The sequence below is a fragment of the Propioniciclava sp. MC1595 genome (genome assembly GCF_017569205.1).
Lineage (GTDB): Bacteria > Actinomycetota > Actinomycetes > Propionibacteriales > Propionibacteriaceae > Propioniciclava.
On record NZ_CP071870.1, the window covers coordinates 674,002 to 694,946 of the forward strand.

Consider the following 20,945-nt stretch of genomic DNA (forward strand, 5'->3'; position numbering starts at 1 on the left):
AGGGGTGGGCGAGTCCCGTTAGGGATGGCGGAGGTGATGCCGAGATGACCAGCACCCCGGCCGAGGTGGCCGCCCTGTTGAAGATCGCGGCCATGGAGCCGGAGACCCTGGATGACCTGGACGGCTGCCTGCGCAGGCTCCGCGACGTGCAGAAGGCCAGACGCGAGCTGGCCAAGGTGCCCCCGGCCATGCTCTTGTCCGGGCTGCTGGATCGGCGGCCTCGGGGCGGTGACCCGTCGTGACCGCGCACAGCGTTGCCGAACTGCGAGAGGCCTGGCGCGCGATCGAGGCGGGCGAGTTCGCTCACGGGCCCCGGTCCGCGCCCACCGCCCCGGGAACTGCGACAGTCTGGACGCCGGCGCCAGGTGAACGGGTGGTCGCCGTCGTTGGCTGCGCCGGAGGAGTGGGGGCATCCACGGTGGCGCTTGCGCTGGCCACCGCGACCGGAGCGTCGGCGCGGGTGGTGGAATGCTGCCCTCCGTTGGCGTCCGGCTTCTCGGCCGCAGCCAACGCCGAACTGGGGACCGAGGGCCCTTGGCGCCGCGGCAGTCGTGGCGACGTCCTGTTGGAGCGCCCCATCACCGGCGACGCGACCGTGCCGGTTCCGACCGAGTCGTCGGTCGAGTGGACGGTCGTGGACACCAACTGGACGACCGTGTCAGGCATGGGCGCCGGGTGGCTGGGGTCAGTGCTGCGCACGCTCGACGACGTCGTCCTCGTCACGAATGCGAGCCTGCCCGGGGTCCGCCGCCTGGAGTCGTGCGCCGAGCTCTTGGGCCGCGACGCGCTGGGTGTGGTCGTGGGGCCCACGGCCAGGCGCTGGCCGCGGCCGGTCAAGGTCGCCGCCGCCGGGATACCGGCAGGCGTGCACCTGACCGACTTCCCGCTCGACTCACGCCTGCAGGTCACCGGCATGACTCCCGACCCGTTCCCCGCCCCTCTGCTCAAGGCGGCCCAGAACGTCCTCGCCCTCCTCCGAAAGGAACCGACATGAACCCGCTGATCGTCCCGCTGAAGATCTGCCCGGTGGCGCCCACAGGCGTCGCCGCCTACACCGACCAGATCTCGGGCATGGTCCTGTGGTCGGTGCTGTGGCTGTTCGGCATCGCGGCCTTGGTGTCCGTCGGCGCGATCCTCGTCGGACGTGCCACGCACTCCCCGCACCTCTCGAAGGGCGGCATCATCGGCCTCGCCGGCGTGCTGGTGCTGGCCGTGGTGCTGATGGGTGGCTACGGGATGCTCAACGGCATCCTCGGCGACGGCTGCGTCGGCTGATGTTCCGCCGTCGCCCACCCCGCCCGGCGAGCTCAGCCGAGGTCGTCCCTCTCTCGCGCACTCAGCTGCTCGGCGTCCTCGCGGGACTGCTGCTGGTGGGCGGCGTCCTGCTGTACGGGCTGGGCTACACCCTGGTGTCCAGCATCTCGGCGGGAACCGCGCCCGACGGCGTCCAAAGCAGCGCTCACCCGGACGCCGACCCTGCCCAGCGGCGAGACCTCATTGCCGCAGCGCCGATGGCGACGGTGGCCCAGGACGCCGGCCTCACGCCGGGGGTGGCGATCGCCATGCCTCCCGCGATCTTGCTGCCCGCCGCCACGACCGTCGGCGCCAGCGGTGTGCCGTCCGGCTACCCGCGCACCCCCGAGGGCGCGGCCGCCCAACTGGCGGCCATCGAGGTGCGCGTACTGTCCGCGATGTCGCTCCCTTTGGCCACCGAGGTCTACCGCAACTGGGCGATGCGCGGTGGAGTGGGCGCGGCTGATTGGTCGCAGACCCGCAACGTGCAGTCGTTCCTGACCCACGCCCGGCAGTCGTCCAACGAGTTGGACCCCGGAACCCTGGTCAGCGTCACCCCCGCGGCCATCCAGATCAAGGGCACCGACGGCCCTGACTGGGTGGTGGCATGCGTGCTGCTCGACGTGCGCGCCGCGCTGAAGACGGAGGCACGCATGGGATACGGCACCTGCGAGCGCATGCAGTGGACCGGCGACCACTGGCTGATCGGCCCCGGCGCGCCACCCGCCCCGGCCCCGTCGACCTGGCCTGGTTCGGACGCCTCCGTCGAGGCCGGCTGGCAGCCGATCGCCTCCAACTGAAGGAGCTGACATGCCCATCGATCCGTTCGGACTGCTCGGCTCGGCCATCGCCAACGTGGTGACCGACAGCCTGACCGCCGCCATGCTCGCGCTGTGGAACGCAGGCCTGTGGGTCCTCCGTGCCGTCCTCGAACTTGAGGACGCGATCCTCACCCCGAGCCTCGGCGAAGACGGACCGGTCGGCGAGCTATACGCGACCACCTTCTGGATCGCCCTCGCGCTGGTCGGGATCCTCATGCTCGTCCAGGTCGGCGTCGCCCTCGGCAAGAGGGACGGGCACAGCATCGGCCGGCTCCTCGTCGGCGCAGCCCAGTTCGGTTTCGTGTGGTTCGCGTGGGTGGGCTACGGCGTCACCCTGGTCGCCGCCTGCAGCGGCCTCACCAAAGCCCTCATGCAGTCACTGCTCAACGTCACCCGCTGGAGCGAATGGGAACCCTGGGAACCGTTCACCGCCAGCGACATCACCAACGGCACCGTCGCCGTCATCCTCGGCATCATGGGGATGCTGCTGTGGCTCGCGGCGATCGGCCACACGCTGGTGATGGTGGCCCGAGCGGCCTCCCTGCTCGTGCTCGCCGCGGTGACACCGATCGCAGCGGCCGGGCTGGTCACCGACTTCGGACGCGGCTGGTTCTGGAAGTCGTTCCGCTGGTTCCACGCCGCCGCACTCACCCCGCCCCTGATGGTGCTGGCGCTCGGCATCGGCGTCAGGATCACCACCGAGGTGGCAGTCGGCGGTGAGGACGACGTCCTGAAGTCGATCGGGACGGCGTTCGTCGGCGTCGTGCTCATCTGCGTGTCGTCCTTCTCCCCGTTGGCGCTCTACAAGCTGTTCGCGTTCACCGACCCGGGCAGCACGTCCGGGTCCGCCTTGCGCGCGGGGATTGCCGCCGCCGGTGGCATCGGCGGCGTCCTCGCCGGACGCCAGACCGGCAGCAGCGCCGCCACTACGACCGACGAGGCCGGACGCACCGCGGGCGAGGATGGAGCCGCCGCCACTACGATCGGCCGATTCGCTGCCGGCATGGGCCCAGTAGGTCAGGCGTTCTCGACTGGTATCGGCGTCATGGCCGCCGTGGGCGGTTCAGCCGCGGCCATGGGCGCCGATCAGACCAATCAGATGGGAGTCGGTCACAACAACTTCCCGCCCGACTACTCACGCCGCGGCGTCCGGGCTGGCAGCGGTCAGTCGGGATACGACGGTGCCACCGACGAGTCGGCCCACCCAGACGACCCAACTGTGGCCAACGGCAGCGACGGCGGCGGGTGGGGAGGCCCACCCCCGGACGGCGGGACGGGCGGATCGTGGTCCGGAACGGACACGACGCCGCCCACAGGCACGCCGGCGCCCACCATGGCGCAAGGGGGAACTGCCGCCAGGGGCGCCGTCAGCTCCTCCGAAGTGGCGGAGGTCGCCCAGGTGGCGGCGCTGTAGCCGCCCCAGGCCTGCGAAGCTCATGCCGCCTGGTGCACGCAGGTTCTCGGGGGAGCTGATACGACCTCTCCCAGCATCCCTTGTCGGGGCGTACGGGCTTGTCGCCCCCATCGGGCCCGGTTCTAGCCCGTTCGCTACTGTGCGGTTGTGAAATCGCGAGCCTTCCTGCGAGACGTCCTTGTGGCTCTTGTGTCATCCGCTGCGGTGGCTGCAGGCTTGATCAGTCTGGTAGGGCTGCCGTGGCCCGTCTCGCTTTCTACCTCTCTGCTCCTCGGCACTTGCGCGCTCATAGTGGACACAGTCGTGTTCGGCCGACCTGCACCGATCACCAGCCCGCCTGGGCGCCGACTTGTGCAGTACCTGGGAGTTCTGGCGGGCCTCACCGCCCTGTCGCTTGCCTTCTTTGCAGGTCAGTGGAGCGCTCAGCTGTCGCAGCCCATCCGGTATCAGTTCATCGTCGCCAACTCAGTCGGCTACAACACACCCATCAGGTCCCTGCCCTCCGATGGCGCTGATAATGGTCGGGTCGTTAGTAACGGCGACACCGTCTACGTGGACTGCGGAATCCGCTACACGGACGCAACGGTCTGGTACAGGCTTAGTGACGCCGAAGGGTGGCTTAAGGAGGGCGAGATCACACCGGCTCCATACACAGGGCATAGTGATTCGCCGCCCGAGTGCCCTAAGTGAACCAGCTCCCACACCGTTGTTCCTCTGGACTGGGTTGACCTTTAGTAAGGCTGCGGCGCGGCGGAGCTGGTGGTATCAACACAATGTCTTCGCCGTGCGGGCCAGGCCAGCATGGGGACCGGGAGGCGCCCCGGCATCATCGCTGCAGGGGCGCATGCGACAACTCTCTTCTTCGCAGATACATCGACCGCTTTGTTGATTAGTTCATGCGCTGTCTTTGACTCTGCGACGCTGGGCGCATGCCCAACGCCACGACGCTCGAGTTCTGGACCCTCGTGATTGCCGTCGTGGGCGGAGTAACCGGCGTTGCGGCGCTGGCCACACAGGTTTGGAGCCTCATTCTCGCCGGACCCCGCGTCAAGGTCACGGTTGCGACCGCGCTGCTCCCCAGCGAGGGCACTTGGGCGCTATCGCTCGATGCCAGCAATATTGGCAGGCTCCCAGTGACGCTCCTGGAAATGGGTGTAACTTTTCGAACTAGGAACGGCTGGCAGAAGGCGCCCGTCGGAGCAATGCCACGAGAGCGTTACCAAGGCCCATCAGCCCCTCATAGGCTCGCCGACGCAGAGGCCGTGACGTGGATCCTGGATGCTCAGGCGCTCGCTCACGGCGTCGCAGAGCGAGGCGCCGTCAATGTGTACGGCTACGTCCGATTGGCGACCGACAAGACTATCCGGAGCCGCCGACCGATTGACGTCGTTTCTTTGGCCGAGCTTCGCTAGCCTGACCCGACCCAGGCTTCGCGACAAGAGTCGAAATCAGCTGCCGCCGACCGCGCGCATGACAGAACCGTGGCCGTCTGACACTCGGCGCTGATCATCCGTATCCGGTGGACCCCGCAGCGTGCACGTCTCCGGCGTTGGACACAGAGCCGTCGCCTCGCACATCCCAGCACCACCCGCCTGGGGATGTCCCCGAAACAGCCCCAGTCTCCGTTATGCGGTGTGGCTGGCCTCACGGTCACCAGGCCCGACAGGAGACCCGGTATGGATGACTGGACCTACCCCTATCCGCACGTGGAAGTACCCGACACGCAGCCACCGCTCCTACACGAGGACGGGCGCGTGATGGAGGCGCGTCGCGCCCGTGCGCAGCAGGCGGAAGCCGCCCGCGTCGCCGAACTCGAGCAGGCCCAAGCCTTCGACACTCCCGGTAGCCCCGCCGAGGCAGACGTCCCGCTGCCGTTCGCGACGCCGCCCGGCGTCGCCCTGACCTTCTGACGACGGGCGACGTCATGGCGGCGGTGTACGACGACTACGGCCCGGACCGGGTCGGCTTCTTCTTCGGATTGACCGGCCCCCGGCTGGCGGCCCTGACCCTCGCGGTCATCCCCGTGTTCGTTGCCGTCAACCAGCAGCGCTGGATACTGGCCGCCGAGTTGGCCGCCCTCGCTGCGGTGGTGACGGTTCTGGTCGTCGTCCCCGTCCGCGGAAGATCGGCCACCGGCTGGCTGCTCGCCAGCCTGAGTTTCACCGCCGGGAAGGCGTTCGGGTGGACGTCGTGGCGCAGTATGGCCGCCACCGGGAAGGCCGAGGCCCTCGAGAACGCCGACCTGCCCGGCGTGATGACCGGCATCGAGGTCCACGACGGAGCCCCCAAGGGCCCCGCACAGACCCGGTACGCGATCATCCAGGACCACGGCCTGCGCACGTGGGCGATGACCGCCGCGATCCGTCACCCCGGCGTCGGCATGGCCGAGGGCGACCGCCGCGACCAGTACGGCCGCGGCCTCACCGAACTGCTCGATGTCGCCGCGCGGGCGTCCCTGATCAGCGACGTCGTGTTCCTGGTCCGCACCGTCCCCGACGACGGCGCCGAACGCCAGCAGTGGATCGCAACCCATCGGCGTCCCGACGGCCCCGAACTTGCCCGCCGCATGAACGACGAGCTCGCCACCGCCTTGACCCGCGCCGCGGTCCGCACCGAGGCGTTCGTCACGTTCGTGGTCCCTGAAACCCGGATCGCGAAGCAGGCGCGCGAGTTCGGCGGCGGCCTGGAGGGACGCACCCGCGTGCTGTACGCCCTGGCCGACGAGATGTCCGCCATGTTGCGCGGCGGGATGGGCATGACCGACGTGACCTGGCTCACCTCGCCCCAGCTGGCGCTCGCGGTCCGCACCGGTTTCGCCCCCGCCGACCGGGCCGGGATCATCGACGCCCTCGCCGCCCACCAGACCGACCCAGTCGTGTGCACCGAGGTGCCGTGGGCGATGGCCGGTCCCTCCGGCGCCGACACGACGATGCGGCACTACTCCCACGACGCCTGGAACTCGATCAGCTCCACTATCAAGCTCCCCGACCGGGGCGCCTGCCTCGGCGCCCTCGCCCCGGTGCTGACCCCCAGCGAACCGGGGGAGCGGCGCAGCTACACGGTCGTGTTCCCGATCCTGCCGTTCAGCCGCGCCGACCGGCAGACCGCCTCCGGCGAATGGGCCGCCGACATGGGCGAAGGACTCCGCGGCCGCCTCCAGATCAGGCAACGCTCCCGCGACCGCGCCAACGTCAACCGCGCCCACCGCCTCGACGCCAAGCTCGCCTCCGGGCACGCCCTCACCCGCCCCTACGCGGTCGCGTGCGTCACCGTCGCCAAGACCATGCGCGTCGCCGAGTTCGGACGCCGCCTCGACGCGTCCATCCGTCGCGCCGGCTTCGCACCCCTGCGCCTCGACCTTGCCCAGGACGCGGGCTTCGCCGCCGCCACCCTCCCGCTCGGCCTCGGCCTGACCAGGAAGGCCGACGAATGAGGACGCCACCCCGCGGGCGCTCCACCGCGCAACTGCTCGCCGACTTCGGCCACGACCTGCCCACCAAACCCGAACCCGAGCGTCCCGGCAAGGAGCCGTATCTGTTCCACGCGTCGCCGCGGCGGGGGCAGCGGTGTCCGGGGCGGGGTTGGAACCCAGCCCGCACGCCGGTCGTCCAGTACCGCATGACCAGCGACCAGGCCGCGGCGTGGTGGCCGTTCATCGCGAACCCGCCCCTGCCGCCCACCGGCGCGCAGATCGGCATCGACGAACTCTCCGGGGGCAGCTTCTACGCCGACCCGCTCGGTTGGGTCCTCGACGACACCGTCCCGGTCACCAACCCCAACGTGATCACGTTCGGCAAGCCCGGCGGCGGCAAGTCGACCAACACCAAGAACTTCGCCACCCTGATGATGGACTTCGGCTACAAGGTGTTCGTCCTCGGCGACCCCAAGGACGAGTACGAACCCCTGTGCCGTGCGTTCGGCGTCCAACCCTTCGCCGTCGGCCCGGGCATGAGCGCCCGCATCAACCCCCTCGACTTCGGCCCCCTCGGCGACGGCTGGGACACCCTCGACCGGGCCGAAGCCCAACGCCGGGCCGGCATCATCTTCCGACGCTGGCTCACTCTGATCCGCGGGCTGGTCGGCTCCCAGTTCGTCGGCGAGCAACGCGTCCCGTTCGGGCCCACCGACGCCCGCGTCGTCGAGTCCGCCCTCGCGCAACTCACCGGCTACGTCGACGGTCACCACACCCTGCACGTGACCACCATCCCTGCCCTGTGGCAGCTGCTCGCCAACCCCACTGACCAGCTGGTCACCGAGTGCCGGTACGCGTCGACAAGGCAGTTCCTCGACGAGACCCGCCTGCTGCGCGACGCCCTCGGCCAGTTGGTGACCGGGGCGCTGGCCGGCCTGTTCGACGCGCCCACCACCATCGCCGTCGACTGGACGGCACCGATCCAGTCGTTCTCGCTGTCCCGCCTCGAGCCCCTCGGCGATGAGGCCATGGGCATCGCGCTGACCTGCCTGTCCTCGTGGGGACGCGCCATGCGCGAGATCAAGGCCCCCGGTGACCTGCGGATCAACATCCGCGACGAGATGTGGAAGCAGATGCGCCTCGGCCTCGAAGCGGTCAAGAGTCTGGACGCCGACATGCGGTTCTCTCGCCGCGACGGGGAGATCCAGTTCGTCGTCGGCCACAAGCCGGGCGACATGCTCACGGTGGGGGAGTCGACCTCGGCGGCGACCGCGATCGCCAAGGAACTGCTGAACCTGGCCGACCTGAAGATCCTCCACGGCCAGGACTCCAGCGTTGCCCGCGAGCTCGCCGACCTGCTGGAACTCGGCCCGATCGCCGAACATCTGATGGCCGACTGGGCCACCCAGCGCAAGGGTCGCGCCCTGTGGTGCGTGGGCAAGCAGATCTACAAGGTGCAGACCGTCCTGCACCCCGCGGCCGCCGCGTTCACGTACACCAACCAGGCGATCGACGGCGCTCGCTAGAAGTTCGCCGGAAGAATGACCGAAACGAGCTCACGATGAAGGCTGTTGCTTGGGTCCTCGCACTCTTGCTGAGCGCCCTGCTCACGGTCCCGCTCGCGGTGGTGTTGTTCGTCACCACGCTCGCCACCCCAGCTGTCGCGGCCGGGAGTTGTACCCCGCCGGCGTCCGCGATCGGTCTGCCGCAGCCTGGGAGTCCTCGTCAGGCGAGTCTGCACAACCCGCCGACCGAGATCCCGGCCGACGTGCTGGCGCTCTACGAGGCCGCCGCGAACCGGTACGGGCTGCCCTGGACGCTGCTCGCCGGGGTCGGCATGGAAGAGACCAACCACGGACGCAACAACGCCACGTCAAGCGCCGGCGCTCGCGGCCTGATGCAGTTCATGCCGGCCACGTTCGCTTCCTACGGGGTCGACGGCAACGGCGACGGTCGGGCGGTCATCATCGACGACGCGGACAGTGTCCACTCCGCTGCCAACTACCTGGTCGCGTCGGGTGCGCTGTCGGGTCCGGACGGCGTCCGGAAGGCCCTGTTCGCCTACAACCACGCGCTTTGGTACGTCAACGACGTCCTCTACTACGCCGCGGCCTACAGCGGTGGTGACGTCGCAGAGAACCCGTGCGTGACCGACGACACAGACACCACGGGCGCGCCCTTGTCCGGCACCGGTCCGGCGACGGACGCCGTCAACGCCGCCCTCCGCTGGATCGGCACCCGCTACAGCTGGGGCGGCGGCACCCCCAGCGGACCCTCGACCGGGATCTGCTGCTCACCCGGAGGCCAGGACGGACGCGTCGTCACCGGGTTCGACTGCTCCGGCCTCGTGCTGTACGCCTACGCCCAGATCGGTGTCCGTCTCCCACACCTTGCCCACGACATCACCTACAACTCCGGCGGCCAGGTGATCCCGCGGGACTTCGCCCAGATGAGGCCGGGCGACGTGATCGGCTTCTCTTACACACCCGGAGGCCGCGTGTTCCACGCCGGCATCTACATGGGCGACGGCCGGATGGTGAACTCCGACGGCAGCGGCGTCTCGATCGACAGCCTGACCACCGGGTACTACAGCAGGCTCGCCTGGCGGGTGGTGAGGTTCGTCGGATCGTCGGACGCGGGTGGGCCTGGGATGTACACCCCGTGACTTGGACGACCCCAGCTTCCAGCAGCGCCACCTGCCCCGGGTGGAGGCGAGTCTAGTCTGGGTCAACCTCGTTGATCATGATCACGACCCGTGCGCTATCAGGCGCCCAACTGACGATCTCCTGATCCGACAGACATGGCTCGAACCCGCGCACGATTGTCTGAGGCCCGCTGTACAGTGTCGCCATCAACCTGGATGGATGGGTGGGAGCCGATGACCTCGAACGCAGTCGCTCTGATGAGTGCAAACCAGCGCCTCGCGAGGGCGCGAGCGGCACTGGAAGAACTCCGCTCCGACAGGCTTCACGATTATGGCGGAGAAAGCGCGCTGGCGGACGAGGTTCGTCGCCGCTCAGGTGTTGACTTCGAATCAGCCCTCTTGGCTGTCCTCACGGACGATGCCCATAGTTCCTGACCCTAGGCGCCGGGCATCGGGCGATACGTCCGATACAGCAGATGTCCGTTCGGAGTACCAGAGAGATCTGGATCGCCTCTTCTACAGCCAATACTTCCTTCGTCTGGCGGAAGTGACGCAGGTCTATGCCCCACGGCCCCAGAACTCGCGGGCTCGCGGCCCCTTGCTACACAATCGTCTCACTCACTCTCTGAAGGTGGGGCAGGTTGGCCGACGCCTGGCGCAACGCCTTAATGAGTCCGCGCCTGGGTTAGGAATCGACCCCGACCTAGTCGAGGCGGCAGGGCGAGCGCATGACTTCGGTCACCCACCATACGGTCACCTCGGGGAAAGGGTCCTAGATACTATTGCCCGCAGACGGGGTCTACCAGACGGCTTTGAGGGGAACGCTCAGACGTTCCGAATTCTGGCGTACCTTGCGACGCACCCTACCCACGCGAACCTGATTGGCGATCATGGACTCGATTTGACCGCCGGGGTTCTGGCTGCCTGCGTCAAGTACCCACGACCGCGTGCGGCCGAAGGCGAAGCGTTCTACAAATTCGGATACTATGAATGTGACGCCGGCGCCTTCGAAGAGCGAGTTCGCCCACTTCTAGGAGCCGAGGGTCGTGCGACCCTCGCGGCTCAAGTAATGGACTGGGCCGACGACATCACCTATGCCGTGCACGACGTCGACGACTTCTTCCGCGCCGCTCTTATTCCCCTTGAGCGACTCGCTCATAGGGAGGAGGGGTCGTCACCCATTCCCTTGCACCCTGAGGAGACCGATCAGTTTCGCAGGTATGCGGAGAATCAGATCAGAAGCGACTCTGAGTTGTTCGAGAGCGCGTTTCGAGCATTTCAAGTTCACGCCACCAAGTTTCCCCGGGCCCCCTTTAATGACGGACGCACCATGAGGAAACTCCTGGGTAGGCTCTCGTCCGACATTATCACCAAGGCCAATGGCGCGGCCACTGTCGTCGACGGCAAATTGGTTCTGGCGCCCGATGTCACAGGTCTCGTGGGGATTCTCAAGCAACTCACTTGGTACTATGTGATCGACCGCCCGGAACTGGCAACCATCCAAGGTGGGCAGCGAAGGATGCTCAGCGGAGTCACTGCATCGTTGATTGACTCCGCGACCGATGCGTTTGCACGAACAAGGACGCGCCCGTGGGGGAAGGAGGAGGAGCTCACCGACGGAGACATGGCTGTACGACGCCAAGCGTTGCCTCCCATGTTGCGTGACTTGATCGAGATGCAGTTGGAGCGAGATACTCGGGAGGCGTACCAGACAGCGGACCAGAACATCGTTCGTGCAGTGCTGGACTACGTTTCCATGCTGTCTGAGCGGGATGTGGAGGAGCACTATGAGTTGGCGCGTCCGTACCCGCGAACGGTTGATGTCACCAACTGGCACGACTAGTTCCGTAGCGTTGTAGGCTTTGGCCGTGCCAGATCCTAGGGGGGGACGCAACTTGAGGGTGTTCGCCGTCGAAGGGCTACAGGGGCCCGCGCCAATCGTGGGTGTGGTGCACGCTAGCGCCTTCTTCTTTGGGCCTCGCGATTGGTCCGTCAGAGTGTCCCGCATGTTCACACTAGATTCGGATAACGTGACACGGGAACTGCCGTCTAGCGTGAGCGTTCCGCGGAACGGCGAGGAGGGTTACAAGAGCCTCTCGATGTCCACTGAGCTGGCTGTTTCTTTCTTCAGGTCAGCGCAGTTCAAGCTCTTCAAGACGCGGTACCACTCGAGCAGCGGAATCGACTGGACCGTGGATATGTATCGTCTGGAGAACGAACCACTCATATTGGCTTACGCCCGCAACGTCGATTCCCTGCCGTTTTGGCTTGACAGGCGGCGCTGCCGCGACGTCTCAGACGATCGACGGTACTCTGAGTTCTTCTTGTCGCGACAACCGTATAGTTCCTGGCGGCCCTGAAGGTCCCGGCGCAACTCGGTCATCATCCTCGGGCAGCGAGCCCTGTGCGCTCCGCGACGCGACGCGCTACCTACAGGAGGCTTAGTTCGACGTGGACGCGCCCGAAAGAAAATCGCCCGCCAAGTCACCAACGTAATGGCCACTCACGAACGCGGCGGTCAACCCCCTGAACAGCCCCGTGTTGTCGCCAGCTGCCCACACTGCACAGTCGGGTACCCTCAGGTTGGAATCCAGTTTCGGGTAGTACCCGATTCCTTCGATGCACGGTCCGATGACGACCATGTCGTCGCCCGACTCGCCCAAGAAGTCGAGCAGTCTCTCCAGCCCCTCCCTGAGCATGGTGTCAATAGGTGAGTCGTACCCTGCGATCCGCCCGGCCAAGTACTCCGGTAGTCCTGCTTGGAAGGTCTCTACGCGTCCATCAAGAACTCGTCTGGCGGCGTCGTCCATCAACGAACCGAGTGGCGGCTCTTTAGTTATACGCACATTGAACCCGAAATTGGAGAAATGGGTCGGCGCGACGTCTGCACGCCCTGAGTAGCTCACCAACCCTAAGAAATCCGTTTCCGAAACCTCTCCCTCGCGAATCGTGCAGAACGTCCTCCACTCGTGATCGGTATTTCGCAAGAGGAGCTTAGGGTCTATGTCGCTTGAGTCGCGAAACGGAAAATCCCGCGCAGTTGTGAGGATTCGCAAACCAAATTCATACCTCCGAAACACCGAAGGGATGTTGGTGATCAACCCCAGGGGCTTGAGTCCTCCGAAGCGTCCGCCTGCCATGACAGCGCCGCGGGCCTCAATGTCGATTACTCCGGCGGCGGTTTCGACTGATGCCGCTACTCCCTGCCCGGCCAAGCTGATCTCTCGGACGGTGGCCTCTGGAACAAGCGATGATGCAAGTGCTTCCTGCAGTGTACTGATGAGGTGGTGCCGCGCTTTAAATGTAGTCCTCTCAGACTCGTAGTGCTTCTGTGTCAGCGCCGAGATCGTGCGTGGTGCACCGGGGTGCTGAGGGAACGGCGGGGGGTTGATCAGGCCCTGGGTGATTCCACAGAACCAGTTGTACGAGTTGCGAAGTCGAGTCTCATCTGGGAGGGACCACAAAGCCGTCGCTGACGGCCAGTAGGAGAACTTGCCGTCCGAGTACAAGCCGGCTCCGCCCACACCTGAGGCAAGGTGAGCGGCTTGGTAGCGGCTCCTCGCCTCCAGTCTGGGCCCAATTTCTATGAGTTTGACCCCTATTCCGTGGCTTCGGGCAGCAATGGTGGCGGCAAGGCCGGCCGGACCCGCCCCGAATACGATGAGATCTGTCTTTCGATAGTCCACCATGATGTCAGGACCGCCTTATGGAGTCTTGGATGCCGTCGGGCTGGGAGCGGGGGGGCTAGGTGTTGCGCTGGCTTGCGACTCCAGTTGCTGTACGCGTTGCTCGAGTCTTGAGATCTGTCCCTCTGCGCCGACGGTAGAAGAAACCACGAGGGGCAGGATGATGCTGGCCAAGACCGTCGCCACGATCAGGATAATACCGAAGGTATACTCCCGCTTCGCAGAGTTCTGCCTAGTAAGCTCCAAGTAATCGGCATGAATCGCGTTAAGGGAACCCCCCGGAATGCCGCGAGACGTATACGCGGAAAGGTTGAGGGTCGGATTGGAATTGTTGAGTGGCCGAACGCCACGGCTTGAGGTGCCATCTAGTGTGGCGAAGTCAACCGACCAAAGCGGTTCCCGGTACGATAGAGTCTTCTCGCTATTCGACAGATTGAACAGCAGTCCGAACATTCGACCGCATGACTCCGGTTCAATCTGGGGGCCGGCCTGGAAAATTAGTCCTGACATCGCTGGCCGAATTTTCAGCCCCCATCGTGCATACACGTTGTTTGGCAGATAGAGGAGCTCGTCAGTTCCCACCAACACGCAGGCGAAAGGAGGGATTCTGAGCACGCCGGTTCCAGTAGAGCAATCTTGGAGAAGGGGTGTCGGCTCTTTCCCTGCAAATAGGTAGTATTGTGCGCCGAGGCACAGATTGTAACTGGTGGAATCGAAGTTCTTGGTCGGCGGCGCAGAGCCAGACTCAAGGCGCACCAATTTCAGGCGGCGAATCTCAGCCTCGGCCAGCATGGAACCCCCTATTGCGCATATCGTCCGCTCTGTGCGGTCTCTGATTCCTAGTGTAGGAGTTGTGGGCGACTTCAGGGTTGCCTCACGCTGCGCTCACGCCCGTGGCGCCTGAACACAGCACCGGGGCGACAGCGGAGGAATGGTGGAGCCTCCCTGGCAGGCCCTGGCAGGTCATGTAGGGATGCGGGAACTTCGTTATGAGGTAGACGGCCAGGCTAGGGCGTGTCGCGTAACTGATTTGGGTGGTGGGGGTCAGGGTTGTCTTTGTGACCAGGAGTCCTCAGTTCAGTGACGAGATGTGGGCGCGGATTGAGCCGTTGATGCCGCGTGGGGGCGCGAAGGGCGGCCGTCCGTGGAATGACCACCGGCGGACGGTGGAGGGCATCTGTTGGCGGTTGCGGACGGGGTCGCCGTGGCGGGACGTGCCGGCCGAGTTCGGATCGTGGTCGAGCTTGTGGCGCCGCTTCAACGCGTGGGCCCAGGACGGTACCTGGGACAAGATCCTCACCGCCATCGCCGGTTCACCGGAGGCAGAAGGTCTGGTCGCGGTGGTGGACGGCACGATCGTGCGGGCCCACAAGCACGCTGCCGGCGCCCGAAAAGGGGGATCCACCGAACTACAAGAATCCTCGGGCCGAACCAGCTGATCACGCCTTGGGGCACTCCCGTGGCGGGTGGACGACGAAGTCCCACGCCCTGGTCGACGCCTCCGGTCACCTGTGCTCGCTGGTGGTCACCCCGGGTCAGGCCGGTGAGAACCCCCGCCTGTTGGATGTGATCGATCTTGCCCCTCACCGGGTTGTCCGGGTGGTCGCGGACAAGGCCTACTCCCATCCCTCGACCCGAACCGAGCTCCGGCGGCGAAGGATCAAGGTGACCATCCCCGAACGCTCCGACCAGATCGCCCGTCGCAAGGCCAAGGGCAGCCGCGGCGGTCGCCCACCTGCCTTCGATCCCACCATCTACAAGGGCAGGAACGTGGTGGAACGCTTCTTCAACCGGATCAAGGAGTTCCGCGCCATCGCCACCCGCTACGACAAACTCGCTCGCAACTACCGCGCCGGCCTCGTCCTGGCCAGCACCATCATCTGCCTACGAGACCAGTTACGCGACACGCCCTAGTCCCCCAACACGGCAACTGACGCGTTAGGTCGGTGGGAAGGAGATGTCATGCAGCGGGAGCGTGTGCAGGACCAGTACCCATGGACCTGGGAGGTCCCCTTGGCTGTCGTCTGCGGATTCGTGGCGGCGGGTGTCGGCGTCTGCCAGCTGGGTCGGGCTCTCGCCAACTGGTTCGCCGGCGCTGGTTGGCTCTGGCCGCCCCCGGACAAGCTGGTGACCAGCATCCCGGCCCTGCTGGCCGGGGACGCCGCCGCCGGACTGTCCGGCGTCCAACACCCAGCCAGTGCGGCGGCCATGTGGGGGTGGCTGACCGTCGTCGGCCTGCTCACGATCACGGCGTCCAGCCTGGCCTGCGTTTGGGCGTGGCGCCAATGGGGGCCAGGACGGATGCGCGGCATGGCGACGATCACCGAAGCCCACGAACTCCTCGGCGAGGATCGGCTGTGGAAGGTGCGACACGTGGTCCGACCTGACCTGTACCCCTCAGCCAGGAAGGCCAACAGATGACCGCCGCTCCAGCCGTCGTACCCCGAACCAAACGGGCCAAGCGCTTCGATCCCGCCCAGGTGGGGTGGCGCATCGGCGCCGGCCACCAGCCGAGGTCGGGGGCGCTGTGGTGCCCCTGGGACCGGACAGCCGGCGTCATCGGCCCCCAGGGGTCGGGCAAGACGCTGGACCTGCTGACGCCAGCGCTCATCAACGCCCCCGGCGCTGCGCTGGTCACCCTCACCAAGCCCGACGACCTGCTCCTGTCGCTGCCCGAACGCTCCAAGGACGGACGCCCGTGCGTCGTGCTCGACCCGTTCGGCCTCGTCCCTGGCCTGCCGGACCTCGTGTGGGACCCGATCGCCGGGTGTGTCGACCGCATGGTGTCCGAGCGACGTGCGAAGGCGTTCACGGCGGGGACCATCCACGGGACGAGCCACGGGTCCGGGGACGCCGCGGCCAGGTTCTACGCCGCCGAGGCCGCAAAGGTGCTGATGGCCTACTTCCACGCCGCGGCGCTCACCGGCAAGACTCTTGATGACCTCCTGTCATGGGTCGCCAAGCCGTTGTCGACCTCCCAGCCGGAGGAGATCCTGCGCAGACACGCCCACTCCGATCCCTTGTGGGCGGGACTCCTGCAAGGCGCACTGCGCGGAGACGAACGAACGAGCGCCAACACGATCACCACCGTCCAGCAAGCCATGTCGCTCTTCTTCCAGGACGACATCCGCCGCCGTTGTGTGCCATCCGCGCGGCGTCAGGCCACCAACATCGCCGACATCATCCGTGAGCGTGGGACCGTCTACTTGCTTGGTCGTGAGGATCCGTACGCATCGGCGTCCCCGTTGATGACCGCAGTGGCCGAGCATGTCCTGGACACCGCTCTCGAGCAGGCCAACGCCAGCACGCACGGACGCCTCTGCCCACCCATGCTTGCCTGCCTGGACGAGTTGCCGTCTACCGCGCCCCTTCCGACGCTGCGGACACGGATGGCGAACGAGCGTGCGCTGGGGTTGTCGTTCATCTATGCGGCCCAGACATTCCGGCAGTTGGCGGCGATCTTCGGCGAGCAGGAGGCTCGCGCCCTGGTCGGGCTTACGAACGTGCTGGTGTGGTTCGGCGGCTCAAAGGACGTGTCGTTCAATCAGGAGGTCTCCGACCTGGTCGGTCGCGTCCGTGTCCCTCGATCCTCATGGCAGATGGGAGGGGGCCGAGGACGCACGATCCACTCCGAGGAGATTCCGATTCTGCGTCCCGAGGAGCTCCGGCAGTTGCCCGACAAGCAGGCACTGGTGATCGCGGAGAACGCCCGACCGATCATCGCCCGGCTCCACCGGTGCATCGAGGGACGCGACGGCCAACGACTCCTCGCCCAGCAGCGAGCGCTTCGCGAGCAACTCGCCGCGAGACACACTGGCGTCCGCGACGTGGAGGTGCGGACCGCTGCCGCTCTCGTGGAAGCGCAACGCCATGGCTGGTGACCCGACGAGTTCGGCTGGGCCGCTGGTGCTGGGCTTTCCAGCTCCGGGCAGCCGCGTCCAGAAGGCCTACCACGACCTGTGGGAGGCCCAGAACGGCAGCGAGGAACGCAAGAAGAAGCTGGGGAATCCGGCCAATCTGCCGCGTCCGTGGGACCCGTCGACCTGCCTGGAGCGGGGGCTGCGGTGGGAGCTGTGGCTGTGGCTCGATCAGGTCGTCGAGTGGATCAACTCCGAGTACGTGTGGGAGGCGTCGGGAGGGGCGTGCATCCCCGACTGCTGGCCGCTGCACCCGCACCTGGTCCACGAGCTGGCTGTGGTGGCCGACCAGCGCCGACGGGCGGGCCACGCGCCGAACTCCGACATCCTCGAGAACTGGCACCGCTACGTCCTGCCCGGCTTCATCGACCGGATGAGGCAGCGACTGAAGCAGTCCTGCGACGACGAGCACCAGCCCTGGCCCAGCCGCAGCCGCTACACCCGCCACACAAGCGAAGAGGCGTCTGCCCCGCGACTCCGAGCCTTCGAGGTTGACCTCCTCGCACTCGCCCACGACGAGGACATTCGGACCGCCCGGCACCAACTCACCCTCCTGGACGGCGGTGACTTGATCGACCCCTCCACCGGCGAAGTCTTCTAGACATGCGGTGAACTTAGAGCCATGCCAGCACGGCCTTCTCTGCCCGCCGCCCACCCAGGGACACCCGCCCGATCCCAAGTGGCTGCGTCACGCCGTCCCGTGGGGCGAGGAGAACCACCGCATCTGGTGATCCGCCGTGGTGACAACCGTGCAGGAAACGCGCGAGCACGGCTGACGGCCACGTACACCTCCTCCGGGGTGCTGCAGCACTCGGGGTCGACGATGGCGACATGGTCGAATTCCAGGCCCTTCAGCCGCAATACCGACCCGACTACGGGCCACTGCGGGGCCGCTCAACACCGGCACGCACCTGGGTCTGAACCGCTTTGATGGCGTCCGCCATGCCTTCTTCCGGGACATCCCGGAGCGCGCGTAGGCTGCGCTTGCACAAGCTCAATAACCCGGGCCGATAGGTGCCGGTGGCCGGGTCGGTCTCAATGGCCCGCAGGAGGCTTAAGGCGGCGGCCGGCGTGCGCTGGAGTTGAAGGTCTGCAACCTTCCCGGCCAGAGAGCGCTGTGCGACGAGCTCGACCACCGACTCGAACCGCGTCGGGTCTAGGACGACCCGACCGTTCTGCAGATCGAGTTGCGCGTGGCCGGCGACCTCGAGCCGGCGTGGTCTGCCGCACCACTGTCGTTGTTGTTCCCAGGGTGTACCACTGGGGTTGACACGGTCTCTCGCCTCGAGGCATGCTGGGCTGGTACACCCCCGGAACAACGAGGAGCGTCCATGACCTACTACACAGCAACCAAAAGCAGGAGCCAGGGGCGGGAGAGTTGGTCGGTCATCTTCCGGCACCCCGTGAGACTCGATATGTCGACGGGTAAGCCGGGACGCCGAGTTCGTCGGGGTCTGGGGACCTCGGATGAGCAGGAGGCGGCGCGGCTGGTCGGCCAGCTGAACGACCTGCTGCGCACCGAGGAGCTGTGGAGTCCGGCGGCACGAGTCATGGCCGCCGGACGGCTCGACCCTCGCGTTGTTGAGATCTTCTACGAGGGTCTTGAGGCTACGAGGACGGACTTCCCTGCCTTGCGTGAGGGCGTCATTCCCCTCCCCACGTCTGAAGACGGTTACAGGTCCGTCCTGCTGCTGGGCACCACCGGGGCCGGCAAGACGACCGTCGTCCGACAGCTACTGGGCACCGACCCGGATAAGGAGCGGTTTCCCTCCACCTCCACCGCCAAGACCACCGTCGCGGACACCGAGCTCATCACCGGAGCTGCCGGCCGGTACCGCGCGGTCGTGACGTTCGCCCCGCGCGACGAGGTCATCGACTACTTGGTCGAGAATGTCTCGGCCGCGGCGCTGGCCGCCTATCGCCAGAGGCCGGATGACGAGGTCACGAGGCGGCTGCTGGACCATGTCAATCAGCGGTTCCGCTTCAGCTACGTGTTAGGGCGCGGCGCCGCGTCGGACTTGGATGACCTGGTCGACGACGACCAGGACGAAATGGACGATATAGATCCCAACGAGTACGGCGAGATCGATCTGGCTGTGACGGCCAAGGTGGTTTCGGACGCTGTCGAAGGGGTGAAGGCGGTCGTGTCGGCGCACGCTGGTGCCGTCATCGATGCACTTGGGAACGTCGAGGAGGACGAGCGCGTGCTGGCGGAGTTCATCGAGGAGAGCCTCGACAGCGACCTCCGCCAGTCTGATGAGTTCCATGAGATCGTCGATTCGCTCCTTGACGAGATCGAGAAGCGGTTCGCGTCCCTCAGGGAGGGTCAGCTGAAACGCAACCGTCAAGGGTGGCCAACGACGTGGTCCTGGGAGGCCGATGAGCGCGATGAGTTCATGAAGGTGATCACTCGATTCACTAGCAATTACGCCCCGCTCTTTGGCCGGTTGTTGACGCCACTGGTGAACGGAATCCGCGTCAGCGGCCCGTTCCAGCCAGCCTGGGGGTCGCCGGCCATGCGGTTGGTGTTGATCGATGGGGAGGGCCTAGGCCACACGCCCAAGTCAGCGGCGACGCTCTCAACCCACGTAGCCGAGCAACTCGAGCAGGTCGACGCAGTCCTTTTGGTCGATAACGCGGCCCAACCAATGCAGGCGGCGCCGGTCTCGGCGCTCAAGGGAATCGCCGTCTCCGGGAACGCCATGAAGTTGCACGTCCTCTTCACGCACTTCGACCAGGTAGTGGGCGACAATCTGCCGACCTTCACGGCGCGCGAGCAGCACGTTCTTGCATCGGTGGACAACGCACTCAAATCGATCGGTGACGAACTTGGCCCCGCGGCCGAACGCGCCTTGCGGCGGCGAGTCGATGCTGCAAGGTTCTTCGTCGGGGATATTCAACAACCACTCAATTCACGAAAGCGGGCGGGTGCCCGCGCCATCTCGCAGTTCGAGTCCCTCGTCGTCCGGCTCTCTCATCCGGAGTTGGCGGTCGCTGGCGGCTCCAGCCGTCCAGTCTATGACCGGATGAACCTGTCGCTGGCCGTAACCGCAGCCGCCCGCGCCTTCCACTCCCGCTGGCGCGGCCTGCTTGGTTTGGAGGTGAACCACGAGGCGCCGAGAGAGCACTGGACCCGCGTTAAGGCGCTAACGCGGCGGCTCTCAGAAGGATGGACCGACCAGTACGACACGCTGCGCCCCGTGGCGGACCTTCGATACCAACTCCAGGCGCAGGTGCTCCTGATGCTTCAGCGCCCTGTCCGTTGGGACGGCGGCGAACCGAACGATGACGACAAGCAGCGCATTATCGACGCCCTCGCCAACGCCATAACGAAGAAGCTCATGGATCTGACGCGGCGGCGGATCGCAGAGGACCCGCGACTTGGCTGGCAAGAGGCCTACGCGCAACACGGCGTGGGCTCCACGTTTGTCCGAGCCCGCCTGATTGCTGCCGAGGTGTACGACCGGGGTGCCCCGATACCTACTGTCGGTGCCTCGCCAGACCAGAATCGCTTCTTAAAGGAGGTCGCCGGGCTGGTCGCCGAGGTATGCAAGGACCTCGAGGTGATCCTTGAGTGACGTGGGGTCGCGACGAGGTCCAGCGGACCTTTTCCGGTTGGCACCGGTGCGCTTCGGCCGCCTACAGGGCCCTACTGCCACTCGCGAGGGGATTGGGCCGCAGCCTCAGCCTCCTCCGCGTTGGTCGGAAGCTGAGGCCCGCTGGGGGGTGGATAGTCGGCAACTCGTGAGGCCAGACGA

The 20,945-nt window shown here is 66.3% G+C and carries 19 protein-coding genes and 1 pseudogene; 16 read left to right on the plus strand and 4 right to left on the minus strand.

Annotated elements, in window-relative coordinates:
* Window positions 1-44 precede the first annotated feature (44 nt).
* The 11 genes from J4N02_RS03160 to J4N02_RS03210 all read left to right on the plus strand — a co-directional run bounded on the left by J4N02_RS03160 (window position 45) and on the right by J4N02_RS03210 (window position 11,427).
* Entirely contained in the window at window positions 45-242 is a 198-nt protein-coding gene (locus J4N02_RS03160; protein WP_077348558.1) for a hypothetical protein, read from the plus strand.
* Window positions 243-418: 176 nt separating this feature from the next.
* The gene (locus J4N02_RS03165; RefSeq protein WP_188334040.1) at window positions 419-994 is read left to right on the plus strand and encodes a hypothetical protein; all 576 of its coding nucleotides are present in this window, start codon (window positions 419-421) and stop codon (window positions 992-994) included.
* Window positions 991-1,275, plus strand: coding sequence for a hypothetical protein (locus J4N02_RS03170; RefSeq protein ID WP_077348554.1), 285 nt, complete (start codon window positions 991-993; stop codon window positions 1,273-1,275). Before J4N02_RS03165 ends, J4N02_RS03170 begins: the two co-directional genes overlap by 4 nt.
* Entirely contained in the window at window positions 1,275-2,093 is an 819-nt protein-coding gene (locus tag J4N02_RS03175) for a hypothetical protein (RefSeq protein ID WP_188334041.1), read from the plus strand. Before J4N02_RS03170 ends, J4N02_RS03175 begins: the two co-directional genes overlap by 1 nt.
* Before the next feature lie 10 nt (window positions 2,094-2,103).
* A complete protein-coding gene (locus J4N02_RS03180; protein WP_188334042.1) occupies window positions 2,104-3,528 on the plus strand; it encodes a hypothetical protein in 1,425 nt (474 codons plus the stop codon).
* Window positions 3,529-4,457: 929 nt separating this feature from the next.
* Complete coding sequence (locus tag J4N02_RS03185) at window positions 4,458-4,940, plus strand: hypothetical protein (protein WP_188334043.1); 483 nt, start codon at window positions 4,458-4,460, stop codon at window positions 4,938-4,940.
* 264 nt (window positions 4,941-5,204) lie between these two features.
* A complete protein-coding gene (locus J4N02_RS03190) occupies window positions 5,205-5,438 on the plus strand; it encodes a hypothetical protein (RefSeq protein ID WP_188334044.1) in 234 nt (77 codons plus the stop codon).
* Between the two features lie 14 nt (window positions 5,439-5,452).
* Window positions 5,453-6,961, plus strand: a complete 1,509-nt coding sequence (locus J4N02_RS03195; RefSeq protein ID WP_188334045.1) for an SCO6880 family protein — start codon at window positions 5,453-5,455, stop codon at window positions 6,959-6,961.
* Window positions 6,958-8,466, plus strand: a complete 1,509-nt coding sequence (locus J4N02_RS03200; protein ID WP_188334046.1) for an ATP-binding protein — start codon at window positions 6,958-6,960, stop codon at window positions 8,464-8,466. Before J4N02_RS03195 ends, J4N02_RS03200 begins: the two co-directional genes overlap by 4 nt.
* 35 nt (window positions 8,467-8,501) lie before the next feature.
* The gene (locus J4N02_RS03205; RefSeq protein WP_188334047.1) at window positions 8,502-9,605 is read left to right on the plus strand and encodes a bifunctional lytic transglycosylase/C40 family peptidase; all 1,104 of its coding nucleotides are present in this window, start codon (window positions 8,502-8,504) and stop codon (window positions 9,603-9,605) included.
* Window positions 9,606-10,002: 397 nt separating this feature from the next.
* Window positions 10,003-11,427 (plus strand): deoxyguanosinetriphosphate triphosphohydrolase family protein, encoded by a 1,425-nt coding sequence (locus J4N02_RS03210; RefSeq protein WP_223202556.1) that lies wholly within the window; start codon window positions 10,003-10,005, stop codon window positions 11,425-11,427.
* 598 nt (window positions 11,428-12,025) lie between these two features.
* Here J4N02_RS03210 and J4N02_RS03215 read toward each other — a convergent pair.
* Together J4N02_RS03215 and J4N02_RS03220 are read right to left on the minus strand one after the other, a co-directional pair.
* Window positions 12,026-13,273: a hypothetical protein gene (locus J4N02_RS03215; RefSeq protein WP_188334049.1), complete on the minus strand. Its 1,248-nt coding sequence runs from the start codon at window positions 13,271-13,273 to the stop codon at window positions 12,026-12,028.
* Between the two features lie 15 nt (window positions 13,274-13,288).
* On the minus strand, window positions 13,289-14,062 hold the full coding sequence (locus tag J4N02_RS03220) for a hypothetical protein (protein WP_188334050.1): 774 nt from the start codon (window positions 14,060-14,062) through the stop codon (window positions 13,289-13,291).
* 266 nt (window positions 14,063-14,328) lie between these two features.
* Here J4N02_RS03220 and J4N02_RS03225 point away from each other — a divergent pair.
* The 4 genes and pseudogenes from J4N02_RS03225 to J4N02_RS03240 all read left to right on the plus strand — a co-directional run bounded on the left by J4N02_RS03225 (window position 14,329) and on the right by J4N02_RS03240 (window position 17,788).
* A pseudogene (locus J4N02_RS03225) lies at window positions 14,329-15,184 on the plus strand (IS5 family transposase).
* Window positions 15,185-15,232: 48 nt separating this feature from the next.
* A complete protein-coding gene (locus J4N02_RS03230) occupies window positions 15,233-15,691 on the plus strand; it encodes a hypothetical protein (RefSeq protein WP_188334524.1) in 459 nt (152 codons plus the stop codon).
* Window positions 15,688-17,151: a type IV secretory system conjugative DNA transfer family protein gene (locus J4N02_RS03235; RefSeq protein ID WP_188334523.1), complete on the plus strand. Its 1,464-nt coding sequence runs from the start codon at window positions 15,688-15,690 to the stop codon at window positions 17,149-17,151. Before J4N02_RS03230 ends, J4N02_RS03235 begins: the two co-directional genes overlap by 4 nt.
* A complete protein-coding gene (locus J4N02_RS03240; RefSeq protein ID WP_188334522.1) occupies window positions 17,141-17,788 on the plus strand; it encodes a hypothetical protein in 648 nt (215 codons plus the stop codon). Before J4N02_RS03235 ends, J4N02_RS03240 begins: the two co-directional genes overlap by 11 nt.
* On the opposite strand, the gene J4N02_RS17325 is transcribed toward J4N02_RS03240, so the two are convergent.
* Entirely contained in the window at window positions 17,785-18,048 is a 264-nt protein-coding gene (locus J4N02_RS17325; RefSeq protein ID WP_188334521.1) for a hypothetical protein, read from the minus strand. The genes J4N02_RS03240 and J4N02_RS17325 overlap by 4 nt on opposite strands.
* Before the next feature lie 11 nt (window positions 18,049-18,059).
* Window positions 18,060-18,323: a hypothetical protein gene (locus tag J4N02_RS03250; protein ID WP_188334520.1), complete on the minus strand. Its 264-nt coding sequence runs from the start codon at window positions 18,321-18,323 to the stop codon at window positions 18,060-18,062.
* A 195-nt stretch (window positions 18,324-18,518) separates the two neighbouring features.
* Here J4N02_RS03250 and J4N02_RS03255 point away from each other — a divergent pair, with 195 nt between their 5' ends.
* On the plus strand, window positions 18,519-20,765 hold the full coding sequence (locus tag J4N02_RS03255; RefSeq protein WP_188334519.1) for a hypothetical protein: 2,247 nt from the start codon (window positions 18,519-18,521) through the stop codon (window positions 20,763-20,765).
* Window positions 20,766-20,945: the final 180 nt, after the last annotated feature.

Bases quoted from the DNA above. Each gene is read 5' to 3' on its own strand.
- J4N02_RS03190 (WP_188334044.1), top strand. From the start codon at position 5,205: ATGGATGACTGGACCTACCCCTATCCGCACGTGGAAGTACCCGACACG.
- J4N02_RS03240 (WP_188334522.1), top strand. From the start codon at position 17,141: ATGGCTGGTGACCCGACGAGTTCGGCTGGGCCGCTGGTGCTGGGCTTT.
- J4N02_RS03195 (WP_188334045.1), top strand. From the start codon at position 5,453: ATGGCGGCGGTGTACGACGACTACGGCCCGGACCGGGTCGGCTTCTTC.
- J4N02_RS03180 (WP_188334042.1), top strand. From the start codon at position 2,104: ATGCCCATCGATCCGTTCGGACTGCTCGGCTCGGCCATCGCCAACGTG.
- J4N02_RS03185 (WP_188334043.1), top strand. From the start codon at position 4,458: ATGCCCAACGCCACGACGCTCGAGTTCTGGACCCTCGTGATTGCCGTC.
- J4N02_RS03205 (WP_188334047.1), top strand. From the start codon at position 8,502: ATGAAGGCTGTTGCTTGGGTCCTCGCACTCTTGCTGAGCGCCCTGCTC.
- J4N02_RS03255 (WP_188334519.1), top strand. From the start codon at position 18,519: ATGACCTACTACACAGCAACCAAAAGCAGGAGCCAGGGGCGGGAGAGT.
- J4N02_RS03220 (WP_188334050.1), bottom strand. From the start codon at position 14,062: ATGCTGGCCGAGGCTGAGATTCGCCGCCTGAAATTGGTGCGCCTTGAG.
- J4N02_RS03215 (WP_188334049.1), bottom strand. From the start codon at position 13,273: ATGGTGGACTATCGAAAGACAGATCTCATCGTATTCGGGGCGGGTCCG.
- J4N02_RS03200 (WP_188334046.1), top strand. From the start codon at position 6,958: ATGAGGACGCCACCCCGCGGGCGCTCCACCGCGCAACTGCTCGCCGAC.
- J4N02_RS03160 (WP_077348558.1), top strand. From the start codon at position 45: ATGACCAGCACCCCGGCCGAGGTGGCCGCCCTGTTGAAGATCGCGGCC.
- J4N02_RS03235 (WP_188334523.1), top strand. From the start codon at position 15,688: ATGACCGCCGCTCCAGCCGTCGTACCCCGAACCAAACGGGCCAAGCGC.
- J4N02_RS03210 (WP_223202556.1), top strand. From the start codon at position 10,003: ATGCCCATAGTTCCTGACCCTAGGCGCCGGGCATCGGGCGATACGTCC.
- J4N02_RS03230 (WP_188334524.1), top strand. From the start codon at position 15,233: ATGCAGCGGGAGCGTGTGCAGGACCAGTACCCATGGACCTGGGAGGTC.
- J4N02_RS03175 (WP_188334041.1), top strand. From the start codon at position 1,275: ATGTTCCGCCGTCGCCCACCCCGCCCGGCGAGCTCAGCCGAGGTCGTC.
- J4N02_RS03170 (WP_077348554.1), top strand. From the start codon at position 991: ATGAACCCGCTGATCGTCCCGCTGAAGATCTGCCCGGTGGCGCCCACA.